General features: G+C 39.8%; 16 protein-coding genes. 11 read left to right on the forward strand and 5 right to left on the reverse strand.

Going from position 1 to position 17,914, the window contains the following annotated elements; all coding sequences use genetic code 11:
* Window positions 1-329 precede the first annotated feature (329 nt).
* Window positions 330-1,400 carry a metallophosphoesterase gene (locus tag MKX73_RS08740; RefSeq protein WP_340717105.1) on the forward strand — a complete coding sequence of 357 codons (1,071 nt, stop codon included), beginning with the start codon at window positions 330-332 and terminating at the stop codon, window positions 1,398-1,400.
* 23 nt (window positions 1,401-1,423) lie between these two features.
* Window positions 1,424-2,248: an undecaprenyl-diphosphate phosphatase gene (locus MKX73_RS08745; protein WP_340717106.1), complete on the forward strand. Its 825-nt coding sequence runs from the start codon at window positions 1,424-1,426 to the stop codon at window positions 2,246-2,248.
* Between the two features lie 47 nt (window positions 2,249-2,295).
* On the opposite strand, the gene MKX73_RS08750 is transcribed toward MKX73_RS08745, so the two are convergent.
* Window positions 2,296-3,093, reverse strand: a complete 798-nt coding sequence (locus tag MKX73_RS08750; RefSeq protein ID WP_340717107.1) for a TIGR00266 family protein — start codon at window positions 3,091-3,093, stop codon at window positions 2,296-2,298.
* A 194-nt stretch (window positions 3,094-3,287) separates the two neighbouring features.
* On the opposite strand from MKX73_RS08750, the gene MKX73_RS08755 reads away from it, so the two are divergent.
* The 8 genes from MKX73_RS08755 to MKX73_RS08790 all read left to right on the forward strand — a co-directional run bounded on the left by MKX73_RS08755 (window position 3,288) and on the right by MKX73_RS08790 (window position 11,453).
* On the forward strand, window positions 3,288-4,769 hold the full coding sequence (locus MKX73_RS08755) for an aldehyde dehydrogenase family protein (RefSeq protein ID WP_340717108.1): 1,482 nt from the start codon (window positions 3,288-3,290) through the stop codon (window positions 4,767-4,769).
* 89 nt (window positions 4,770-4,858) lie between these two features.
* On the forward strand, window positions 4,859-6,031 hold the full coding sequence (locus MKX73_RS08760) for a saccharopine dehydrogenase family protein (RefSeq protein ID WP_340717109.1): 1,173 nt from the start codon (window positions 4,859-4,861) through the stop codon (window positions 6,029-6,031).
* Window positions 6,032-6,041: 10 nt separating this feature from the next.
* A complete protein-coding gene (locus tag MKX73_RS08765; protein WP_340717110.1) occupies window positions 6,042-7,232 on the forward strand; it encodes an acyl-CoA dehydrogenase family protein in 1,191 nt (396 codons plus the stop codon).
* 169 nt (window positions 7,233-7,401) lie between these two features.
* Window positions 7,402-7,884: a GNAT family N-acetyltransferase gene (locus tag MKX73_RS08770; RefSeq protein WP_340717111.1), complete on the forward strand. Its 483-nt coding sequence runs from the start codon at window positions 7,402-7,404 to the stop codon at window positions 7,882-7,884.
* Between the two features lie 33 nt (window positions 7,885-7,917).
* Window positions 7,918-8,352, forward strand: a complete 435-nt coding sequence (locus MKX73_RS08775; RefSeq protein ID WP_340717112.1) for an SgcJ/EcaC family oxidoreductase — start codon at window positions 7,918-7,920, stop codon at window positions 8,350-8,352.
* Window positions 8,353-8,373: 21 nt separating this feature from the next.
* Window positions 8,374-8,895 carry a hypothetical protein gene (locus MKX73_RS08780; RefSeq protein ID WP_340717113.1) on the forward strand — a complete coding sequence of 174 codons (522 nt, stop codon included), beginning with the start codon at window positions 8,374-8,376 and terminating at the stop codon, window positions 8,893-8,895.
* A gap of 149 nt (window positions 8,896-9,044) precedes the next feature.
* Window positions 9,045-10,375, forward strand: a protein-coding gene (locus MKX73_RS08785) for an IS3 family transposase (RefSeq protein ID WP_340716208.1) whose coding sequence is annotated in 2 segments (ribosomal slippage) — window positions 9,045-9,429 and window positions 9,429-10,375 — 1,332 coding nt in all. Because the reading frame shifts where the segments join, the coding sequence is not laid out codon by codon here.
* Between the two features lie 277 nt (window positions 10,376-10,652).
* On the forward strand, window positions 10,653-11,453 hold the full coding sequence (locus MKX73_RS08790) for a carbonic anhydrase (RefSeq protein ID WP_340717114.1): 801 nt from the start codon (window positions 10,653-10,655) through the stop codon (window positions 11,451-11,453).
* A 140-nt stretch (window positions 11,454-11,593) separates the two neighbouring features.
* Here MKX73_RS08790 and MKX73_RS08795 read toward each other — a convergent pair whose 3' ends face one another.
* The 4 genes from MKX73_RS08795 to MKX73_RS08810 all read right to left on the reverse strand — a co-directional run bounded on the left by MKX73_RS08795 (window position 11,594) and on the right by MKX73_RS08810 (window position 15,899).
* On the reverse strand, window positions 11,594-12,646 hold the full coding sequence (locus MKX73_RS08795) for an AbrB family transcriptional regulator (RefSeq protein ID WP_340718872.1): 1,053 nt from the start codon (window positions 12,644-12,646) through the stop codon (window positions 11,594-11,596).
* A gap of 102 nt (window positions 12,647-12,748) precedes the next feature.
* Window positions 12,749-13,729, reverse strand: coding sequence for a VOC family protein (locus tag MKX73_RS08800; RefSeq protein WP_340717115.1), 981 nt, complete (start codon window positions 13,727-13,729; stop codon window positions 12,749-12,751).
* A gap of 79 nt (window positions 13,730-13,808) precedes the next feature.
* A complete protein-coding gene (locus MKX73_RS08805) occupies window positions 13,809-14,978 on the reverse strand; it encodes an acyl-CoA dehydrogenase family protein (RefSeq protein ID WP_340717116.1) in 1,170 nt (389 codons plus the stop codon).
* Window positions 14,979-15,002: 24 nt separating this feature from the next.
* On the reverse strand, window positions 15,003-15,899 hold the full coding sequence (locus MKX73_RS08810; protein ID WP_340717117.1) for an alpha/beta hydrolase: 897 nt from the start codon (window positions 15,897-15,899) through the stop codon (window positions 15,003-15,005).
* Window positions 15,900-16,077: 178 nt separating this feature from the next.
* Between MKX73_RS08810 and MKX73_RS08815 the strand changes: the two genes are divergently transcribed.
* Window positions 16,078-17,883 (forward strand): V4R domain-containing protein, encoded by a 1,806-nt coding sequence (locus MKX73_RS08815; RefSeq protein WP_340717118.1) that lies wholly within the window; start codon window positions 16,078-16,080, stop codon window positions 17,881-17,883.
* Window positions 17,884-17,914 lie beyond the last annotated feature (31 nt).

Consider the following 17,914-nt stretch of genomic DNA (forward strand, 5'->3'; position numbering starts at 1 on the left):
GTTTTTTTGTGAGGCGAGTTGCAGGGGCGTGCGGGAATATATGAGAAGAAAAAAGTTTTTATTAGAAGAAGTGGATCGGTTATTCGAAGATTCGGACCGATTATTTGAAAATATGACGCACATATTAGAAAAATAGACGTGGATATTAGAAAATCCCGGTTTTATTAGAACAAGTGAACGCCATATTAGAAAAAAACTTGTTTTATTAGAAAACCGCAGCTGCCGAACCTTGCCGCACAATTTAAAAGTTTATTGACTAACACCATTACTCAAAATATAGTAAAATAGCAACATTGTAGATGACAAAATAAGTTAGGGGCAATATTACGATGCGTATACTTTTAGGCATAGTAGCATTAGCGATATATAGTGGTCTAACATTTTATCTTGGATGGAATTTTAGAGCATGGCTGTTGTCGATACAGCAATTCCGCTGGCCGATTGTTTATTGGACAGTGCTGTTTCTCGTATCATACGGTTATTTTATAGGAAAGCTGCATCCACTGTTAACACCTTTAACGGTACTCGGCAGCTATTGGATGTTCTTTTTGCAGTACGGGCTTATCCTTTGTATCATTGCCAACCTAATCATTAAGTTTACACCGCTTACAACAAGAATGGTTGGTACAGGAGTGGCCGGATTACTGATTGTTTTATTGATTGCAGGTACATATTTTGCATATTCACCGGTAGTCCGAAATGCTACAATCAATATCGATAAGCCAGGTGAAGACATGCGGATTGTTATGGGATCGGATTTTCATCTCGGTTTGTTGTCAGGAAAGGGGCACTTGGATAAGTTTGTTGCGCTTTCCAATGAACAAGATCCGGACTTAGTTCTTCTGCCGGGCGATATTGTCGATGATAGTCCAAAGCGCTTTGTCGAAAAAGATATGGGCGAAGTGATGAAAAATTTAAAGGCGACATATGGTGTATACGGAGTACTGGGTAACCATGAATATTATGGCAATGAAATTCCGGAATTCAAAAAGGAAATGGCTGAGGCGAATGTCCAGATATTAATGGATGAAACAATTTTAGTCGCAAATCGTTTTTATTTAACAGGGCGGGAAGATGTGACGAACACGAACCGTTTAGCCTTAAATGAAATGCAGCCTGAAGATGCAAAACTGCCTTGGTTTGTCATGAATCATACACCGCTGGATTTGGATGAGCCGGCCCGTTTAGGTGTGGATTTTCACGTTTCCGGACATACACATCGCGGTCAGATGTGGCCGAACCATCTCATAACGGAAAGAGTTTTTGAGTTGGATTACGGTCTTCTTGAAAAAGAGCAGCTGCATGCACTTGTTTCGAGCGGCTTTGGTTTTTGGGGGCCTCCGACACGTATTGGCAGTCGCTCCGAATTATGGGTAATAGATGTAAAATTTAGCGAATAAGATAGTAAAAAGGGGAACGTAAAATGGAATGGATTGAGCTTTTAAAAGCTTTAATTTTAGGGTTTGTCGAAGGGATGACCGAATTTGCGCCTGTTTCCTCAACAGGACATATGATCATTGTTGATGATATGTGGCTGCAGACAAAGGAATTTTTAGGATCAGGCTCGGCAAATACATTTAAAATCGTAATTCAGCTTGGGTCAATATTGGCGGTCGTTTTCGTTATGTGGAAACGATTACTAAGTCTGGTTGGATTATATAAATTAGAGGGCCAGAAAAAAACGCGTTTTAATCTGGGACATGTAATAGTCGGTATTATTCCGGCCGGTATTTTTGGTGTGCTGTTTGAAGATTTTATCGATGAAAACTTATTCAGTATCAAAACCGTTATTATCGGGTTAATTATCGGAGCGATCTTTATGATCATTGCCGATAAGTTTGGACCGAAAAAGCCTTCAATTACGTCACTGGATGATATTTCGTACAGTAAAGCATTGAAAGTAGGATTTATCCAATGTCTATCGCTTTGGCCAGGGTTTTCACGCTCAGGCTCAACGATTTCAGGCGGGGTACTTCTTGGACTGGATCATAAAACAGCTGCGGACTTTACGTTCATAATGGCCGTGCCGATTATGGCAGGGGCAAGTGGTTTGTCGCTTGTTAAAAACTGGGATCAAATTAATGCCGATCACTTCTGGTTTTATGTAGTAGGCTTTGTGAGTGCGTTCGTATTTGCCCTTATTTCAATTAAATTCTTCCTGAAGCTGATTTCAAAAGTGAAATTAACGCCATTTGCGATTTACCGAATCGTGCTGGCACTGATTTTAATTATCGTTTTAGCTGTATAACAAAAGAAAGGAGCTGTCCTGAATTCGGGACAGCTCCTTTTTGGTGCCTATTTATTGAACATATCAAATAATCCGCCGATGCCGCCTTCACCTGCGTCTTTACCGCCACCACCTTGAGAAACTGGTGCTGCAGCAAACACACGGCTTGCCAGACGGCTGAATGGTAATGATTGTACCCAAACTGTACCGGGACCGGAAAGCGTTGCAAAGAATAATCCTTCTCCACCGAATAAAGCCGTTTTAATGCCGCTTACCATTTCGATATCGTAATTTACATCTTGTGTCATTGCGACTAAACAGCCTGTATCGATGCGCAATGTTTCCCCCGGCTGAAGTTTGCGTTCGTAAATTGTTCCGCCTGCATGCACAAAAGCCATTCCATCGCCTTCAAGCTTCTGCATAATGAATCCTTCACCACCGAAGAATCCTGTTCCTAATTTTCTTTGGAATTCTACGCCAACAGATACACCTTTCGCCGCAGCTAGAAATGCATCTTTCTGACAGATGATTTTACCGTCCAGTTGGCTTAAATTCATTGGAATGATTTTACCTGGATACGGGGAAGCGAAATATACTTTACGTTTGCCCATACCGTTGTTAGTGAACGTTGTCATGAATAAGCTTTCACCTGTAATTAAACGTTTTCCTGCACCAAGTAATTTGCCCATCAATCCTGAGCCCTGATTTGCCGAGCCATCACCGAAAACGGTCTCCATCCCGATTTGATCTTCCATCATCATTAAACTTCCCGCTTCCGCCACAACCGTTTCCTGCGGGTCAAGCTCCACCTCAACAAACTGCATATCATCGCCATGTAAGACGTAGTCGATTTCATGATTTTTCATTTTTATGTCTCCTTACAATTCAATTTTATATTCACAATATTAGATACGCTTGAAGATTCCAAAAGTTTCAAAATAACAAAAATAATATTTGTCACTGAATAATAGTATTCTGTTATTCTTTTTGAGAAAAAAAGGGAATAAAGTAGAGAATGTCGAATAATTAAAAGGTAAATGAGAATTTGTGAGGTGGAGAAATGAAACTGTTAAATTTTATTGGTGGAGAATGGATAGAAGACGATTCATTGCAAACGATGCCTGTGATCAATCCTGCAAATGGTGAACAGTTAGGAACGATACCACTTTCGACAAAATTCCAAGTCGAACTCGCTGCTCAAAAGGCGAAGGCGGCTCAAAAAGAATGGGCGCTAGTCCCTGCGCCAAAACGAGCAGATTATTTATATGAAATTGCATTTAAACTGAAAGAAAAGAAAGAACATCTTGCGCAAATATTAACGAAGGAAATGGGCAAGGTCATTGAAGAAGCGCGCGGAGAAGTACAAGAAGGAATCGACATGGCACTTTATATGGCAGCAGAAGGTAGACGTTTATTTGGAGAAACGGTCCCGTCGGAATTGCCGAATAAGTTTGCGATGAGTGTGCGTGCTCCGATTGGGGTGGCAGGACTTATTACGCCGTGGAATTTCCCGATTGCAATTGCGACATGGAAGTCATTCCCTGCACTCGTTGCCGGTAATACGGTTGTATGGAAGCCTTCCAACGAAACACCTTTTATGGCTTACGAGCTGGCAAAAATATTTGAGGAGGTCGGCTTGCCGCCTGGTGTTGTCAACGTTGTATTCGGTTCAGGCCCTACAGTCGGAACAGCGATTGTCGAGCATCCGGACATCCGTGTCATTTCCTTTACCGGGTCTACAACGACAGGCAGTAAAGTAGCTGAGCTTGGCGGAAAGCATCTGAAAAAAGTTTCGCTTGAAATGGGCGGGAAAAATGCTGTCATTGTAATGGATGATGCTGATTTGGACTTGGCACTTGAAGGAATATTATGGAGCGCATTTGGTACGGCAGGACAGCGCTGTACAGCATGTAGCCGTGTAATTGTGCATAAAAATGTAAAACAGGAGTTGGAAAATCGTCTTGTGGAAGCAACGAAGCAGCTGACAATCGGGGACGGGTTGGATCCTTCGGTTAAAGTAGGACCTGTCATTAATAAGGCGGCACTTGAAAAAATCAATCATTATGTGCAGATTGGTAAGCAGCAAGGTGCGAATCTGCTGATTGGTGGAGAAATTTTATCTGAAGGCGAATTGGCAAAAGGCTATTACTATGCCCCGACAATTTTTACCGATGTGGAAGCATCTAGCATTCTCGCGCAAGAAGAAATTTTCGGTCCTGTTATTAGTATGATTGAAGTCAGCAGTTTGGAAGAGGCAATTGAAGTGAATAACGGTGTTAAGTTTGGCTTATCAAGTTCGATTTTCTCGCAAGATATCAACAAAATCTTCAAAGCACAGCAGTTGCTTGATACAGGGATTGTTTATGTAAATGCCGGAACAACAGGTGCGGAAATTCACTTGCCGTTTGGCGGGACGAAAGGTACAGGAAATGGTCACCGCGATTCAGGTCAGGCAGCTCTTGATGTTTATACAGAATGGAAGAGTATTTATGTAGACTACAGCGGCAAGTTGCAACGTGCCCAAATCGATAATAACGCTTGATGATTCATTTTTAGGAATCATCACATCTCAAAATTCTGGACGCAATCACGCTGATGCGTAATTGACTTAATAAAAAAGGGGATGTTTACATGAAAGTAGTAGTGTTAGGTGCAGGGTTGATGGGGAAAGAAGTAGCGCGCGACTTAGTCCTTAGCGAAGATGTGAAAAAGATTTATTTAGCCGATGTTTCAACAGGTCCCGCTAAGGATTTTGTTACTACATTGAATACAGATAAGGTTGAAGTAGTGCAGCTCGATGCAGAAGATGACAAAGCATTGCGTGATGTCATCAGCCGCGGTGATGTAGTTGTGAATGCACTGTTCTATAAGTTCAATAAACGTGTTGCCCAAGCGGCAATTGATGCAGGAGTGCATTCAGTAGATTTAGGCGGCCATATTGGCGGAATTACAGAATCTATTTTTGAACTGCACGGTCAGGCGGTCGATAATGGCGTAACGATTATTCCGGACTTAGGTGTAGCACCGGGAATGGTCAATATTTTGACAGGTTACGGGGCGACAAAGTTTGATTCCGTAGATTCGATCAAACTGTATGTAGGCGGTATTCCAACAACGCCACAGCCTCCACTGCATTATATTCGTGTGTTCTCACTGGATGGGGTATTCGACCACTATACAGAGCCTTCGAAAATGATTCAAAAAGGTGTGCTTACAGAGGTCGAGTCTTTAACAGGACTGGAGCCGATCTACTTTGACGAGTTCGGAGTATTGGAGGCATTCTACACATCAGGCGGAATTTCAACTTTATATAAAACATTCCCTCATGTAAAAACACTCGAATATAAGACAATCCGCTATAAAGGTCATGCAGAGCAGTTCAAATTGCTTGCTGATTTAGGCTTCCTTGATAAGAACAATACAGTTGAAGCTGGCGGTCGTGAAGTAAATGTCCGGGAAGTAACGAGGGAAGTATTAAAGAGAAAATTGGATATCGGCGATAATGTCGATGCAGTCCTATTACGTGCAATTATTTCAGGTGAAAAGTCGGAAGAGCAAATTACGTATGAATATGAAATGGTCGTGCGTAAAGATACAGAGCAAAACGTGACGGCGATGGCACGTGCAACGGCAAATACGATTTCAATCGTGGCCCAAATGATTGGCAAGGGACTGATTGTGGAACGCGGTGTATTTGCACCGGAAACAGTTGTGCCAGGTCGTGAGTTTATTCAGGAAATGGCGAAGCGAGGTGTGGATATTAAAGAAACATCACACCGTTCATCAATGATTGTAAAGTGGTAGGAGTGAGGGTATGAACTTCGAATTTACGGAAGAACAGAAACTTTTACGAAAAACTGTAAGACAATTTGTTGATGCAGAAATTATCCCTTATATTGCCGATTGGGATGCGGGCGGAGGTTTTGATCCGAAATTATGGAAGCGACTTGCCGAACTGGGTTTGATGGGGGTTTGTGTACCCGAAAAATACGGCGGAGCAGGAATGGACTATAATTCACTTGCAATTGTCTGTGAAGAGCTGGAGCGCGGGGATACGGCATTTCGTACGGCCGTCTCCGTTCATACCGGTTTAAATAGTATGACTCTTATGCAATGGGGCACTGAAGAGCAGAAGGAAAAATATTTGCTGCCCCAGGCGAAGGGCGAAAAAATCGGCGCATTCGGACTGACGGAACCTGGTGCCGGCTCGGATGTTGCGGCGATGAGCTCATTTGCAAAACGTGTTGGAGACCATTATATTTTGAACGGTCAAAAAACATGGATTTCCTTATGTGATATCGCAGACCATTTCCTTGTATTTGCGTATACGGATAAAGAAAAAGCACATCATGGTATTTCGGCATTTATCGTCGAGCGTGAATGGGCTGGCTTTAGCTCAAAGGCGATTAAGGGGAAATATGGTATTCGTGCCGGCAATACAGGTGAACTGTTCTTTGAGGATGTCAAAATTCCGGCAGAAAACTTACTCGGTGAAGAAGGAGAAGGTTTTAAAATTGCAATGTCCGCACTTGATAACGGTCGATTTACTGTTGCTGCAGGCGCGGTCGGCTTAATTCAGGCTTGTATCGAAGCAAGTGTCAAGTACTGCAAAGATCGGGAAACTTTCGGCAAACCGATTGGCGAGCATCAATTAGTCGGTCAAATGCTCGCAAAAATGGAAGCCGGCTATGAAATCAGTCGTCTGCTCGTATATCGCGCGGGAGAGCTGAAAAATAAAGGTGTGCGCAACACGAGGGAAACATCGCTCGCCAAATGGCAGGCTTGCGACTTTGCGAATAAAGCAGCGGATGATGCAGTTCAAATCCACGGGGCATACGGTTATTCTGATGAATATCCGGTAGCCCGTTATTTACGGAATTCCAAAGCACCGGTCATTTACGAAGGGACACGCGAAATTCATACAATGATGCAGGCAGATTATGTACTTGGCAAGCGTGCGGATAAGAAGTTGCGCTGTATGCTTCCAAGCTGGCCATTTGAATAATTTGTTGAGGCGAAAGGTTATAGAGACCTTTCGCTTTTATTTTGCAAGCGGGGGCTGGAAAGGCGAATACCGTCCGGAAATTGGCTATTAAAATGACGTTATATTTGGAAATTCATGTTAATATTGAAGGAATAAATTTGATTAATCTGAATTGAAGGGGGAATTAGAAATGGCACTAATCCGCAAAATGCAGGCTGAAGACATAGCACAAGTCCAGGATGTGGCAAGAAAATCTTGGAACGCTACATATGAAGGAATCATTCCTTTTGAGATCCAGGAAAAGTTCCTAAAGATGGCCTACAATGATGAAAGTATGAAACAACGATTGGATCGTTCTTTTCTTTTTGTAGCTGAAATCGAGAGCGATATAATAGGATTCGCGAATTTCTCTCCTGTAAATGATGAAGGGATAGCTGAGTTAGGGGCGATTTACCTTTCTCCGGAACATCAAGGAAAAGGGATTGGCTCGGCTTTATTACAAAAAGGAATTAATGAACTGGAAGGTATTAAAGAAGTTTATATAAATGTTGAAAAAGACAATAAAATTGGCAAGAGCTTTTATGACGCAAAAGGCTTTCAGGTGGTAAGAGAGTTCGATGATCAATTTGATGGCCACACGTTAAAAACAGTGAGAATGGTATTAACTGTTTAACTTTGTAAGTAAAATCCAAGGAGAGAAATTAATATGAACACTGAAGTACAACAACTTTACAATACACTGATTGATGCCTGGAATAGACGTGATGCCAAAGGGATGTCTGATCAATTTGCCGATCAGGGAGTCCAAATTGGGTTTGATGGAAGTAAGCTAATCGGCAAAAAGGAAATTTTAGCGCATCTTACACCTATTTTTGAAGATCATCCAACCGCTCCTTTTATAACGAAAGTAAAAGAGATACGTTCCCTTGGGAAAGATACGGCAATTTTATATGCAATTGCGGGAATGGTTCCTCCAGGGAAATCAGATATTGAGCCTGCTGTAAACGCCCATCAAACACTGGTCGCTGTGAAAAAGAACAACGATTGGCAAGTGGAGCTATTTCAAAATACTCCTGCACAGTTTCATGGGAGACCGGAATTAGTAGAGGAAATGACGGAAGAATTAAGGCAGTTGCTTTAATTTCAGTGGAGAGTGGTACGATTGGTTAGCTGGAAGAGTAAGGGAGTGCTGGGTGCGGTCTTTTTATGTGGGGTAGTTTGGTTTGCCCACCCGGCACAAGATCGTGTAAACGAATTGGAAGAACAAATAAGTGTGCAATATAAATACGCAAATCCTCTATTGAGAGATACAGTTAAAGCTTTGCTTGAATACGATTTTAATGAACCTTTAACCGTTGAAAATGAAGAGGATTTCAACAGGCTTACTAAACAGTTTTGGAACGTAATTCACCTGTTTTTCAATGGCGGTACGGTCCATACCGAATGGCGGGATAGAGTGGAGGATACAAAAATCTATTTTATGAATTATGCGAATGGTTCACCGCTTTCTGAAGAAGAAGCCGCAGATTTTTATCAAGTACTGAAGGCTACCCGTTTAATATCAAGGGACTTAAGAGACTATACGGAGAATAGTGAATTCTATGACGCAATGCATTCAGAGGATCACGAAATGGTGGAGCAAGTGAAAAAACGACTGGATTGGAAATATAAAATCGAGGAGTAGTTCAAGTAACTCCAACAAGATATGTTTATAGAGTGAAAAGGGCGAGCTTAGTATATAAAATGTACCCTATAAGATAGACACTTGAAAAAAGGTCATCTTATAGGGTGCTTTTTGTTTATAATGAAAAAAAACGATTCGGAGCTATAATTATGACTAAAAAATTTTTAACCTCTCACCAACAAACAGAATTAAAAATGAACCCTTATGTAAAAGCAGTGAGCGATAAAGCGATTACGTACACAGATGAATTTAAACGATTATTTATTGCACAATCTGAAACAGGAAAACTGCCACGAGAAATTTTTGAGGAAGCAGGATTTGACGTTGAAGTAATCGGAATAACACGTGTTCATAAGGCAGCTACTCGCTGGAGAACGGCTTATAAAAAACATGGCGCCAGCGGTTTGGAAGATACGCGAAAACATAGTTCAGGACGTCCTCTTGAACGAGAATTAAGTATAGAAGAAAAATACACTCGACTTGAAGCAAAAATGCGTTTACTAGAAGCGGAAAATGAACTGCTAAAAAAGCTCGATCTACTCGAAAGGCAGATGTTGAAAAAGAAATAAAACTCGCACCAGAATTAAAATTCGAATTAATTCATGAAACCATTAAAAAATATAACTTAAAGCGAATGGTGAGCTATCTTTGCGAAGTGTTGGAGGTATCACGTTCAGGTTATTATAACTACTATAAAGAGCAATCAATTCAAAAAAGAACGATGAAACACCAAGCAGATGAAATCGTAAAAGAAGAAATTTTAAAAGCTTATCGATTTCGAAGACGTCATAAAGGAGCGCGTCAAATTAAAATGACACTTCAAAACCACTATGGCATCAATTATAACTTAAAGCGTATTCGCCGCATTATGAAAAAATTTGGCATCATCTGTCCAATTCGGAAGGCAAATCCTTATCGTCGTATGGCGAAAGCAACGAAAGAACACCGCACTTGCGCGAATGAATTACAACGAAATTTCAAACAAGGTGTCGCTGGGAAAGTGTTATTAACAGACATCACGTATTTGACGTATCGAAATGGCAAACGTGCTTATTTATCTACGGTTAAAGACGCAGAAACAAATGAAATTCTCGCTTATGAAGTGTCGTCTTCTTTACACTTGGACATCGCTCTGAACACATTGAAGAAATTAAGAAAACACACGCATTTAGCAGAAGATGCCTTTATCCATTCGGATCAAGGATTTCATTATACAAATCCACAATTCCAGGCTTTCGTAAAGAAAATGGGCTTAGGTCAATCGATGTCACGTCGAGGCAACTGTTGGGACAACGCGCCCCAGGAATCATTCTTTGGTCATTTTAAAGATGAGGCATACATCAAAGAGTGTGAAACATTAGAAGACGTAAAGCAAGAAATCAAAAGTTATATGACGTACTACAATCATTATCGGGGTCAGTGGAATTTAAAAAAGCTGCCGCCTGTAAAGTACAGACAGCAGCTTCAACAAGTTGCCTAACCTTTTTCAAAATGTCCTTTACAAAGGGTACACTTTAATACTGAGCTTGCTCTTTTTATTTTATAAAGCACATCTGTATTTGAAGTTATAAATAAGCTGAAAGAGCGAATGCTAAATGAAGTATAAATGACTAAAAGTAGTGTAGATTATGATTCAATATATGGACAAAGGGATAGGTTATATTTACCGAATATTGATATTTCAGTATATTTATTTGGATATAATAATTATATATGGAATAATTTTATTATTCTAAAGATAAGAGAGGCTACAGAAGATGAAGAAACTTGGATACTTATTTTTTGCGATGTTCTCAAGTTTGATGCTTGCTGCATGCGCGGAACAAAAAAGTGAAGAAAAAGAAGTTGTTACAACAAGTGCTAATCATAGTGACTGGTCGTATGAAGAATCGACTGGACCTGAACACTGGGGGGAACTCGATCCGAGTAATTTAACATGTGTAAATGGAAGTGAACAATCGCCAATTAATGTTGAATTTCCCGAAGTAAAAGCAGATGGAAATTTAAAAGAGACTGAGATTCACTATGAATCAACACCGTTTACACTTGAAAATAACGGTCATACGATACAGGCGAATGCCACAACAGAAAGTAATCACATTATTATTGAAGGTAATGAGTACAAGCTATCACAATTTCATTTCCATACACCAAGCGAGCACCAGTTTAACGGGCAAAACTATGATATGGAACTGCATCTAGTGCATAGCGACGAGAAGGGAGAACTGGCTGTTATTGGATTGATGATTCAAGAAGGAAATGAAAATAAACTGCTTGCTTCAATGTGGAATGAGTTACCGACAGAAAAGAATGCAAAAGCTGATTCCGAAAAGTATGACATTGATTTACAAGCGCTATTGCCAGAAGATGAAACGACTTTTCATTACACCGGTTCATTAACGACACCTCCTTGTACAGAAGAAGTGCAGTGGATTATTTATGAGCAGCCGATTGAAATGTCAAAGGAACAGATAGAAGCGTTCCGTCTGATTTTCCCGGACAACCACCGTCCTGTTCAGCCGATTAATGAACGGGATATCAATAAAAATGGAGAATGAATAGTCGGGTAGAATGAAGCTTTAATTTGAATGTGCAGGAAAGTGCTGATTTTTTCCTGTACATCCAAATTCAATACCTGTGTGATTTGCTTCATTTGCTGATCCTTCAATAAAAAAGTTATAGTTTCTTCTATTATATATTAATACTTTACAACACTGTTTTCCTGATTATAGGCAATTTCTTTTTTCTCGCGCCAACGGTAAAATATTTTCATTAAAGGCATGATTAAAAGAAAGATGAACAGTAGCCTAAAGGTTTGGAACATTGAAACAAGCGAGACCTCTGCCTTAACTGCATCAGCTAATAACACCATTTGATCCAGTCCGCCTGGAGCTGTACTTAGGAAGCTTGTGGAAAATGTCGTATCCAATGCCAATGACATTAAGAAACTTGATCCGAATGTCAGCGCAATCAGTGCCAATGCGCTGAAAATTCCACCTGCGAGTACACGTACTGGCAGCTTTATCATATGTGGCTTGAGCATTAAACCAATATGTGCACCAATAAGAAGCTGGGCAACATCCATAACGATACCTGGTACTTGTGGCATGACAAGTGGGGTAGTGAGTTGCAGTGTAATTAATAAAATGATTGGTGTAATGAAAAATGCAACGGGTAAATGGATACGTTTCATTAAATGGGAACATACCCAAGCTAGTGCAATTAACAAGATTAAACTGATTGTCAGTTTAGCATCTGTGGGAGGTTTACTTATTACCTGACCAGCAACGATAAATGGAACAAATACGACGACTAATAATAGCCGGATTACTTGAAAATAAGAAATGATGCCGATTTCCTCAACTTTTTCTTCTTCAGCAAATATGACAATCTGACCTAAACCTCCGGGAATAGCTCCCAGAACTGCAGCTTTTATTGGGATATTTGCCCATCTGCTTGTTAAATAAGCAATCCCGATTGAGCCTCCTATTAAAATAACGTTTAAAAGCAACATATAAAATATAATAGAACCTATCATGCCGAATAGATTAGTGTTAAATTGTACACCGATCACGGTACCTACAATGACGACACCTACATCCCGCATTTGGCCGGACCATTTGAGCGGTCCTTTATAAATGAATTGTGCTAACATGACGATAACTATTGGGCCGAGCATCCATGGAATAGGGATGTGCAACAGTTTAAAAATATATCCCCCAATTAATGATAAAATTAGCACCTTTAGCATTGCCTTCAAAAGTAGCACCCCTTCCTATAGCAGTATACAGAGCTATGATTATTATGAAGAAACCACCAGCTTTCATCATTATGAATACTGGTGGTACAGTTATTATGATTTCGCTAATTCTTTTACTTGTGCCTCACGGTCAACATCGTCGCGACGGCGGTCTCCCCAATATGCGGAACCGTTTTTAAGGTATTCTTCATATGTCCATTTTACTGGCTCCCAGTCTGGTTCGAAGATTAAGTAGCCATTTGTAAAGATTTCAAGGCGTAAACCGCTGCCTGGATCTTTTACGTAAATATACATTGCCTGTGAAATCCCATGTTTCCCTGGACCTACAAATTGTACATCAGCTTCACATAAAATGTCGGCAGCACGAAGCAAGTCTTGAGCATTGTCTAACCAGTAAGCGATATGGTGCATTTCATTTGGCTCTTTTGAACGTGGGGTAGACATAACTGCAACGTCATGCACTAAGTTTGTTACAGATAACCAGCTTGCAACTTGCACATCATCCGGATTGACGAAATATTCGCGCAAATTGAAACCTAATGCTTCTTTTAAATACTGTACAATTTCAGCATTGTCATGTGAAGTCTGTAAATTTACGTGATCGATTCGACGTGGAGAAACCCCTTTAGCCCAAGATTTATACGTTTGGTTTTTAAGTACGGATTTTCGTGATTCATCCGCAGGCGTTTTTTCCATATCATAGTAAAGTTCAAAACGGTGGCCGCTTGGTAGTTCAAAGCGGATAGCTTCACCTTGTGCAACTTCTTCACCGGCTTTAATCCAGCGAACTTCAGTACCTGCATCTTCTAATAACTGGGCAAATGTTGCTACATCCTCACGTCGTTTTGTACGCCAGCCGATATGATCGATATAAGATTTTTCACCGGCTGTAATTGACAATGTATGGTGTTCGAAATCACCCCAAGCCCGTAAATAGTGTACACCATCTACAACTTCTGTTTCTTCCAAGCCGATTGTGTCACGGAAGAACCATAAAGATTTTTCAAGGTCTTCTGATACTAAAGCAACGTGCCCTAATTTTGCGATTTCCGGTGCGTAAAGAAATTTTTCCATTTATATTCACCTCATAAGTTATTTGTTTTTTTAAAAGGTCATCTGAATCTTTTCTTTTTCAATCCTACTATTTCTACTATTAACCTTGAATGTTTGTATGAACACCAAATAAGTGTCTGCCGTAACCTAAAATTCCATCTTCATAAAGAGAAGTAATGTGGGTCGCAATCGCCATCAAGTCACGAGTAAATAGTTCTACCGGATGACCTTTTAATAAAGCATGACCGCCTAATGTAAGTAATGACTTTACACCGATCTGTGTACACTTATCGATAACTTTTGCACGGATCGCTTTATATTTAGCCCCTTCGTAGGAACCGCCTTTATCCGTTTCCATCATATTGATATATTCATTTAATAGTGTTTTGGCAGAAAGCAATTCAAGCTTCAGCTCAGAAAGCACGCGTTGGCTAGTAGGGGACTCTTTCTCGTTTACGCCTGAAAAGCGTACACGTCCCGCAGTATGTTTTTCAAATTCATCAAGCACACGCTCGGCACCACCGACAGCCATCGCTGCAAAACCTACATAGAATCCAGGGTAGAATGGTGTATTGTAGTATAAATAATCTTGATCAAAATCTTCATATGGCGGTTGGCTATTTTCAATAATTTTGCTGAAGCGTAAAATGGCATCAGGTTTTACAAAAATGTTATCGATGATTAATGTGTTGCTGCCTGATCCGCGCAGTCCAAGTGAATCCCACGTTTTTACAACTTCCAATTCAGAAACTTTCAGTAAAATTCCTACACGTTCAGGTTTTTCACTGTCATCAAATTGCATCATTGCGCCAACACCAACCCAATCACAATAGTTGATACCGCTTACAAAATTGTACTTGCCGGAAACGAGGTAACCGCCTTCCGCTTTCTCGACTTTACCGATTGGGGCAAATACGTCTGCTACAAAACCACCCTGATTGATGACCTCATCACGAATATGTTTTGGGTAGTAGCACACCCAAGCGTTATGAGCTGAGAAAAAGTACGTTAACCATGCAGCAGAAAGATTGTGGTAACCAACTGTACTTACCATATCAACGAATGTGCGCCAATCAAGCTGTGGATAGCCAAACTCCTTAGGCAAAATTAAACGGTGAATTTCCTCCTCCCGGATAATATCAGCGATGCGGGGAGAAATTGTCGAGTTGTGATCTGCTTCAATTGCTTCCAGCTCTGCAGCTTCACCAATACGCTTTGCTTTTTGCATAATTTCTTCATAAAGATCTTTATTTTCAACTATTGTAACCATTTAATCATTCCTTTCAAAAATAATTTATTGGGCTGTAACTTTTTGTCCTGTTTCCACTGCTAAAAAATCTATAACAAGTTTGTTAACGATTTCTGGCTGGTCAGTTTGTGCCTGGTGACCGCAGTTATCGATGTATTCAAATTTAATGTTAGGCAACAGTTTTTCAAGTTTATAACCTGTCTCAACTGGTGCTACAGCATCTTGGTTCCCCCAGATAAATATGCCAGGGACTTTTAATTTTGGTAACGAATCTTTAATGCAGTAGCGATCCCAAAGTTTTGGTTCCTCATTCATTCTTGCCAAGTATGCATCAAATGCTTGATTGGATTCTCTTACGCCTGGGCGAGTTGCGGCTTGATGACGCAGTTGAATCAACTCTTCCGGAACGACAGTGTCTTCATTTGAGTTACGGTACATAAATTTGCGTAACGATTCTTCTGTGTAATCGTAACCAATTACCTCCAAGAACGAACGGAGTTTTCTTTCAGGTACTTCTTGCATCGCCTGATAAATGGTATTGCTGCCGATATAAACTACTTTATTTACTTTTTCAGGATGATCGATTGCATATTTGGCTGCAACGTAAGCCCCTTGTGAGTTACCGACAAGTGATACTTCATCCAGACATAAGGCTTCAATAAAATCATGTACATGATCTACTAAACTTTGATGTCCGTTTACAGGCCATGCATGAGGGCGTACATCTGTGAAGCCCATTGATAATTGATCGATTGCATATGCGCGGAACCCTGCTTTTGCCAGTGCCGGCAGCATAAAGCGCCATCCAGCCGCGCCACAAGCCCCAGGTCCTGCTCCGTGTAGTAATATCACTGCTGGTCCTTCTGTTCCGGCCCAGGAATAATGTGTCCGTACACCATTTGCTAATACGTAACTATTATGAAATCCTTCAAAAATTGTCATTGTTTTTACCCCCTTGTGCTGATAAGTAGTTATTTTCTGCTTTGAGTATACCTGTTAAAAATTTTAAAAGTCATAGCGATTTTTATTGAATGAATAGTAAGAATCTTTAAAATTTATTGAAAAACAAAGTTTATTTTTGTAATATGAGGAATAGAAAATCAAAGGGGAAGTGAATTTAATGAGTGAAATAGCATTCGATTCAAATAAAACACAAGATATTTTAATGTCGGCAAATGCCTTCCACACATTAAAAAATAATTTAGTTAACAATATTGGTTCCCATAAAACGAAAGGTTTCTTATTCCGTTTCGGCAAAGAATTCGGGATGGAATCTGCAAAAAATACCCTTCAAAATAAAGGTTCCAAAGATCTTGTCGGTAAAAGACATTCGCGCTTAGGTCATGTTAAAGATGTTATTTTCATGGGGGAAATTATAGCTCATCCGGACGGCACAATTGAATGTAATAATACATGGGGACAATGGGTAGAATCATTTGAAGCAGCACTGCACCTTAAAAATTACGGGCTGGCGGAAGAATGTGTCTGTCATATGTTATGCGGTTTTGCGAGTGGTGCATTGACATATGAATTTGGTGAATCAATCATTGCTGTTGAATATAAGTGCATGGCAAAAGGGGATCCATGCTGTGAATTTAAAGTTCGTCTGGAACGTGACTGGATGGAAGAGGAAGGAGAACTGATCAACCTTTATCAAAACGATAATATTTTATCAGAGCTCGAAATGACATATGATTCACTCTTGCATCATAAACAGGTTCTTGAAAAAATATCAAAATTTCACGGTCAACTCACGCAAAAAGTAACTGAAAAGCATTCATTGAATGAAGTTGTAGAGACTGCGTATGACTTGTTGAACATTCCAATCGTAATCGAAGATATTCATGGTAATCCTTTATGCGAAATAGGTTTTGATGAAGAACAGAAACTCTTAATAAAAAATGATAAAGTGAAATTATCGGAGTTTAATAGTAAGCACAATATTTCTCACTATAAAGGGGATCAATATTGGAAGCTGACAGCGCCTGTTCTGATAAATAAAAGGAACTATGCTACTTGTTCACTCTTTTATTTTGGTGAAAATCATATAGAGGAGAATGACCATTTATTTTTAGAACGTATTTCCACAGTTGTAGCATTATGCATTTTATACGAAGAGGCACAGTTTGAAGAACAGCAACGGATGCGCAGTTCGTTATTGGAACGCTTAATCCACAATCGTAATATTAAGGATATTGAATCTTACTATAAATTTTTACCTTTTAAATTTCAGCCGCCATTTTCGACGGGAATTATTAGTGTAAAAAAGAAAAAGAAAAACAATGAGATCATTGATATCCATGATCAGCTGACACAACTATCAATGCTGGCAAAAGAGTGGGACTTGCCTTGTATTTTTGCAGTGCTTGGAGAAGATATTGCAATACTCAATTCGCTAAGTACTGACAAGCAAGGCTGGGATAAGAAAATAACAAAAATATTTAACAAAATGGAAAAACAAAATAGTGATTATAAATACTCAATAGGTCTTAGTAGAACATTCAGTAACTTTAAAGATTTCGAAGGCTCTTTGCAGGAAGCACGTACAGCACAGCGCTTCCCGAACCAAAAGCTACTAACAACATACGAGCATTTAGGAATGCTTGGCGATATTGTAAAACATATGAGTATCGAACAATTACATGAAATGGCGAAAAAGACATTGAAAGACTTATATAATTTTGAGGATTCCCGCAAAAAAGAATTATTGCATACACTTTACGTTTATTTATTAAACAGTCAACGCTTGAAGGAAACGATGGACGAGTTGGCATTATCGATTGGCGGTATTCAATATCGTATAAAACAAATCGAGGATCAACTGCAAATTTCCTTGAAAAATGCTTCAACTGCCGCCTATACTTTATTAGTCATTCAGGCTTTAATACTGTCAGATACTTTGAATTTCGAAGAATTTGAACGTTAAAAATGAAATCATTTATTGAGTAACTGTTCAT

Source organism: Solibacillus sp. FSL W7-1436, assembly GCF_038007305.1.
Classification (GTDB): domain Bacteria; phylum Bacillota; class Bacilli; order Bacillales_A; family Planococcaceae; genus Solibacillus.

Excerpts from the sequence above, each read along its gene's own strand:
- MKX73_RS08750 (WP_340717107.1), bottom strand. The coding sequence starts at position 3,093 with ATGAAAAATCATGAAATCGACTACGTCTTACATGGCGATGATATGCAG.
- MKX73_RS08800 (WP_340717115.1), bottom strand. The coding sequence starts at position 13,729 with ATGGAAAAATTTCTTTACGCACCGGAAATCGCAAAATTAGGGCACGTT.
- MKX73_RS08790 (WP_340717114.1), top strand. The coding sequence starts at position 10,653 with ATGAAGAAACTTGGATACTTATTTTTTGCGATGTTCTCAAGTTTGATG.
- MKX73_RS08795 (WP_340718872.1), bottom strand. The coding sequence starts at position 12,646 with ATGCTAAAGGTGCTAATTTTATCATTAATTGGGGGATATATTTTTAAA.
- MKX73_RS08805 (WP_340717116.1), bottom strand. The coding sequence starts at position 14,978 with ATGGTTACAATAGTTGAAAATAAAGATCTTTATGAAGAAATTATGCAA.
- MKX73_RS08775 (WP_340717112.1), top strand. The coding sequence starts at position 7,918 with ATGAACACTGAAGTACAACAACTTTACAATACACTGATTGATGCCTGG.
- MKX73_RS08760 (WP_340717109.1), top strand. The coding sequence starts at position 4,859 with ATGAAAGTAGTAGTGTTAGGTGCAGGGTTGATGGGGAAAGAAGTAGCG.
- MKX73_RS08755 (WP_340717108.1), top strand. The coding sequence starts at position 3,288 with ATGAAACTGTTAAATTTTATTGGTGGAGAATGGATAGAAGACGATTCA.
- MKX73_RS08770 (WP_340717111.1), top strand. The coding sequence starts at position 7,402 with ATGGCACTAATCCGCAAAATGCAGGCTGAAGACATAGCACAAGTCCAG.
- MKX73_RS08815 (WP_340717118.1), top strand. The coding sequence starts at position 16,078 with ATGAGTGAAATAGCATTCGATTCAAATAAAACACAAGATATTTTAATG.
- MKX73_RS08810 (WP_340717117.1), bottom strand. The coding sequence starts at position 15,899 with ATGACAATTTTTGAAGGATTTCATAATAGTTACGTATTAGCAAATGGT.
- MKX73_RS08740 (WP_340717105.1), top strand. The coding sequence starts at position 330 with ATGCGTATACTTTTAGGCATAGTAGCATTAGCGATATATAGTGGTCTA.
- MKX73_RS08745 (WP_340717106.1), top strand. The coding sequence starts at position 1,424 with ATGGAATGGATTGAGCTTTTAAAAGCTTTAATTTTAGGGTTTGTCGAA.
- MKX73_RS08765 (WP_340717110.1), top strand. The coding sequence starts at position 6,042 with ATGAACTTCGAATTTACGGAAGAACAGAAACTTTTACGAAAAACTGTA.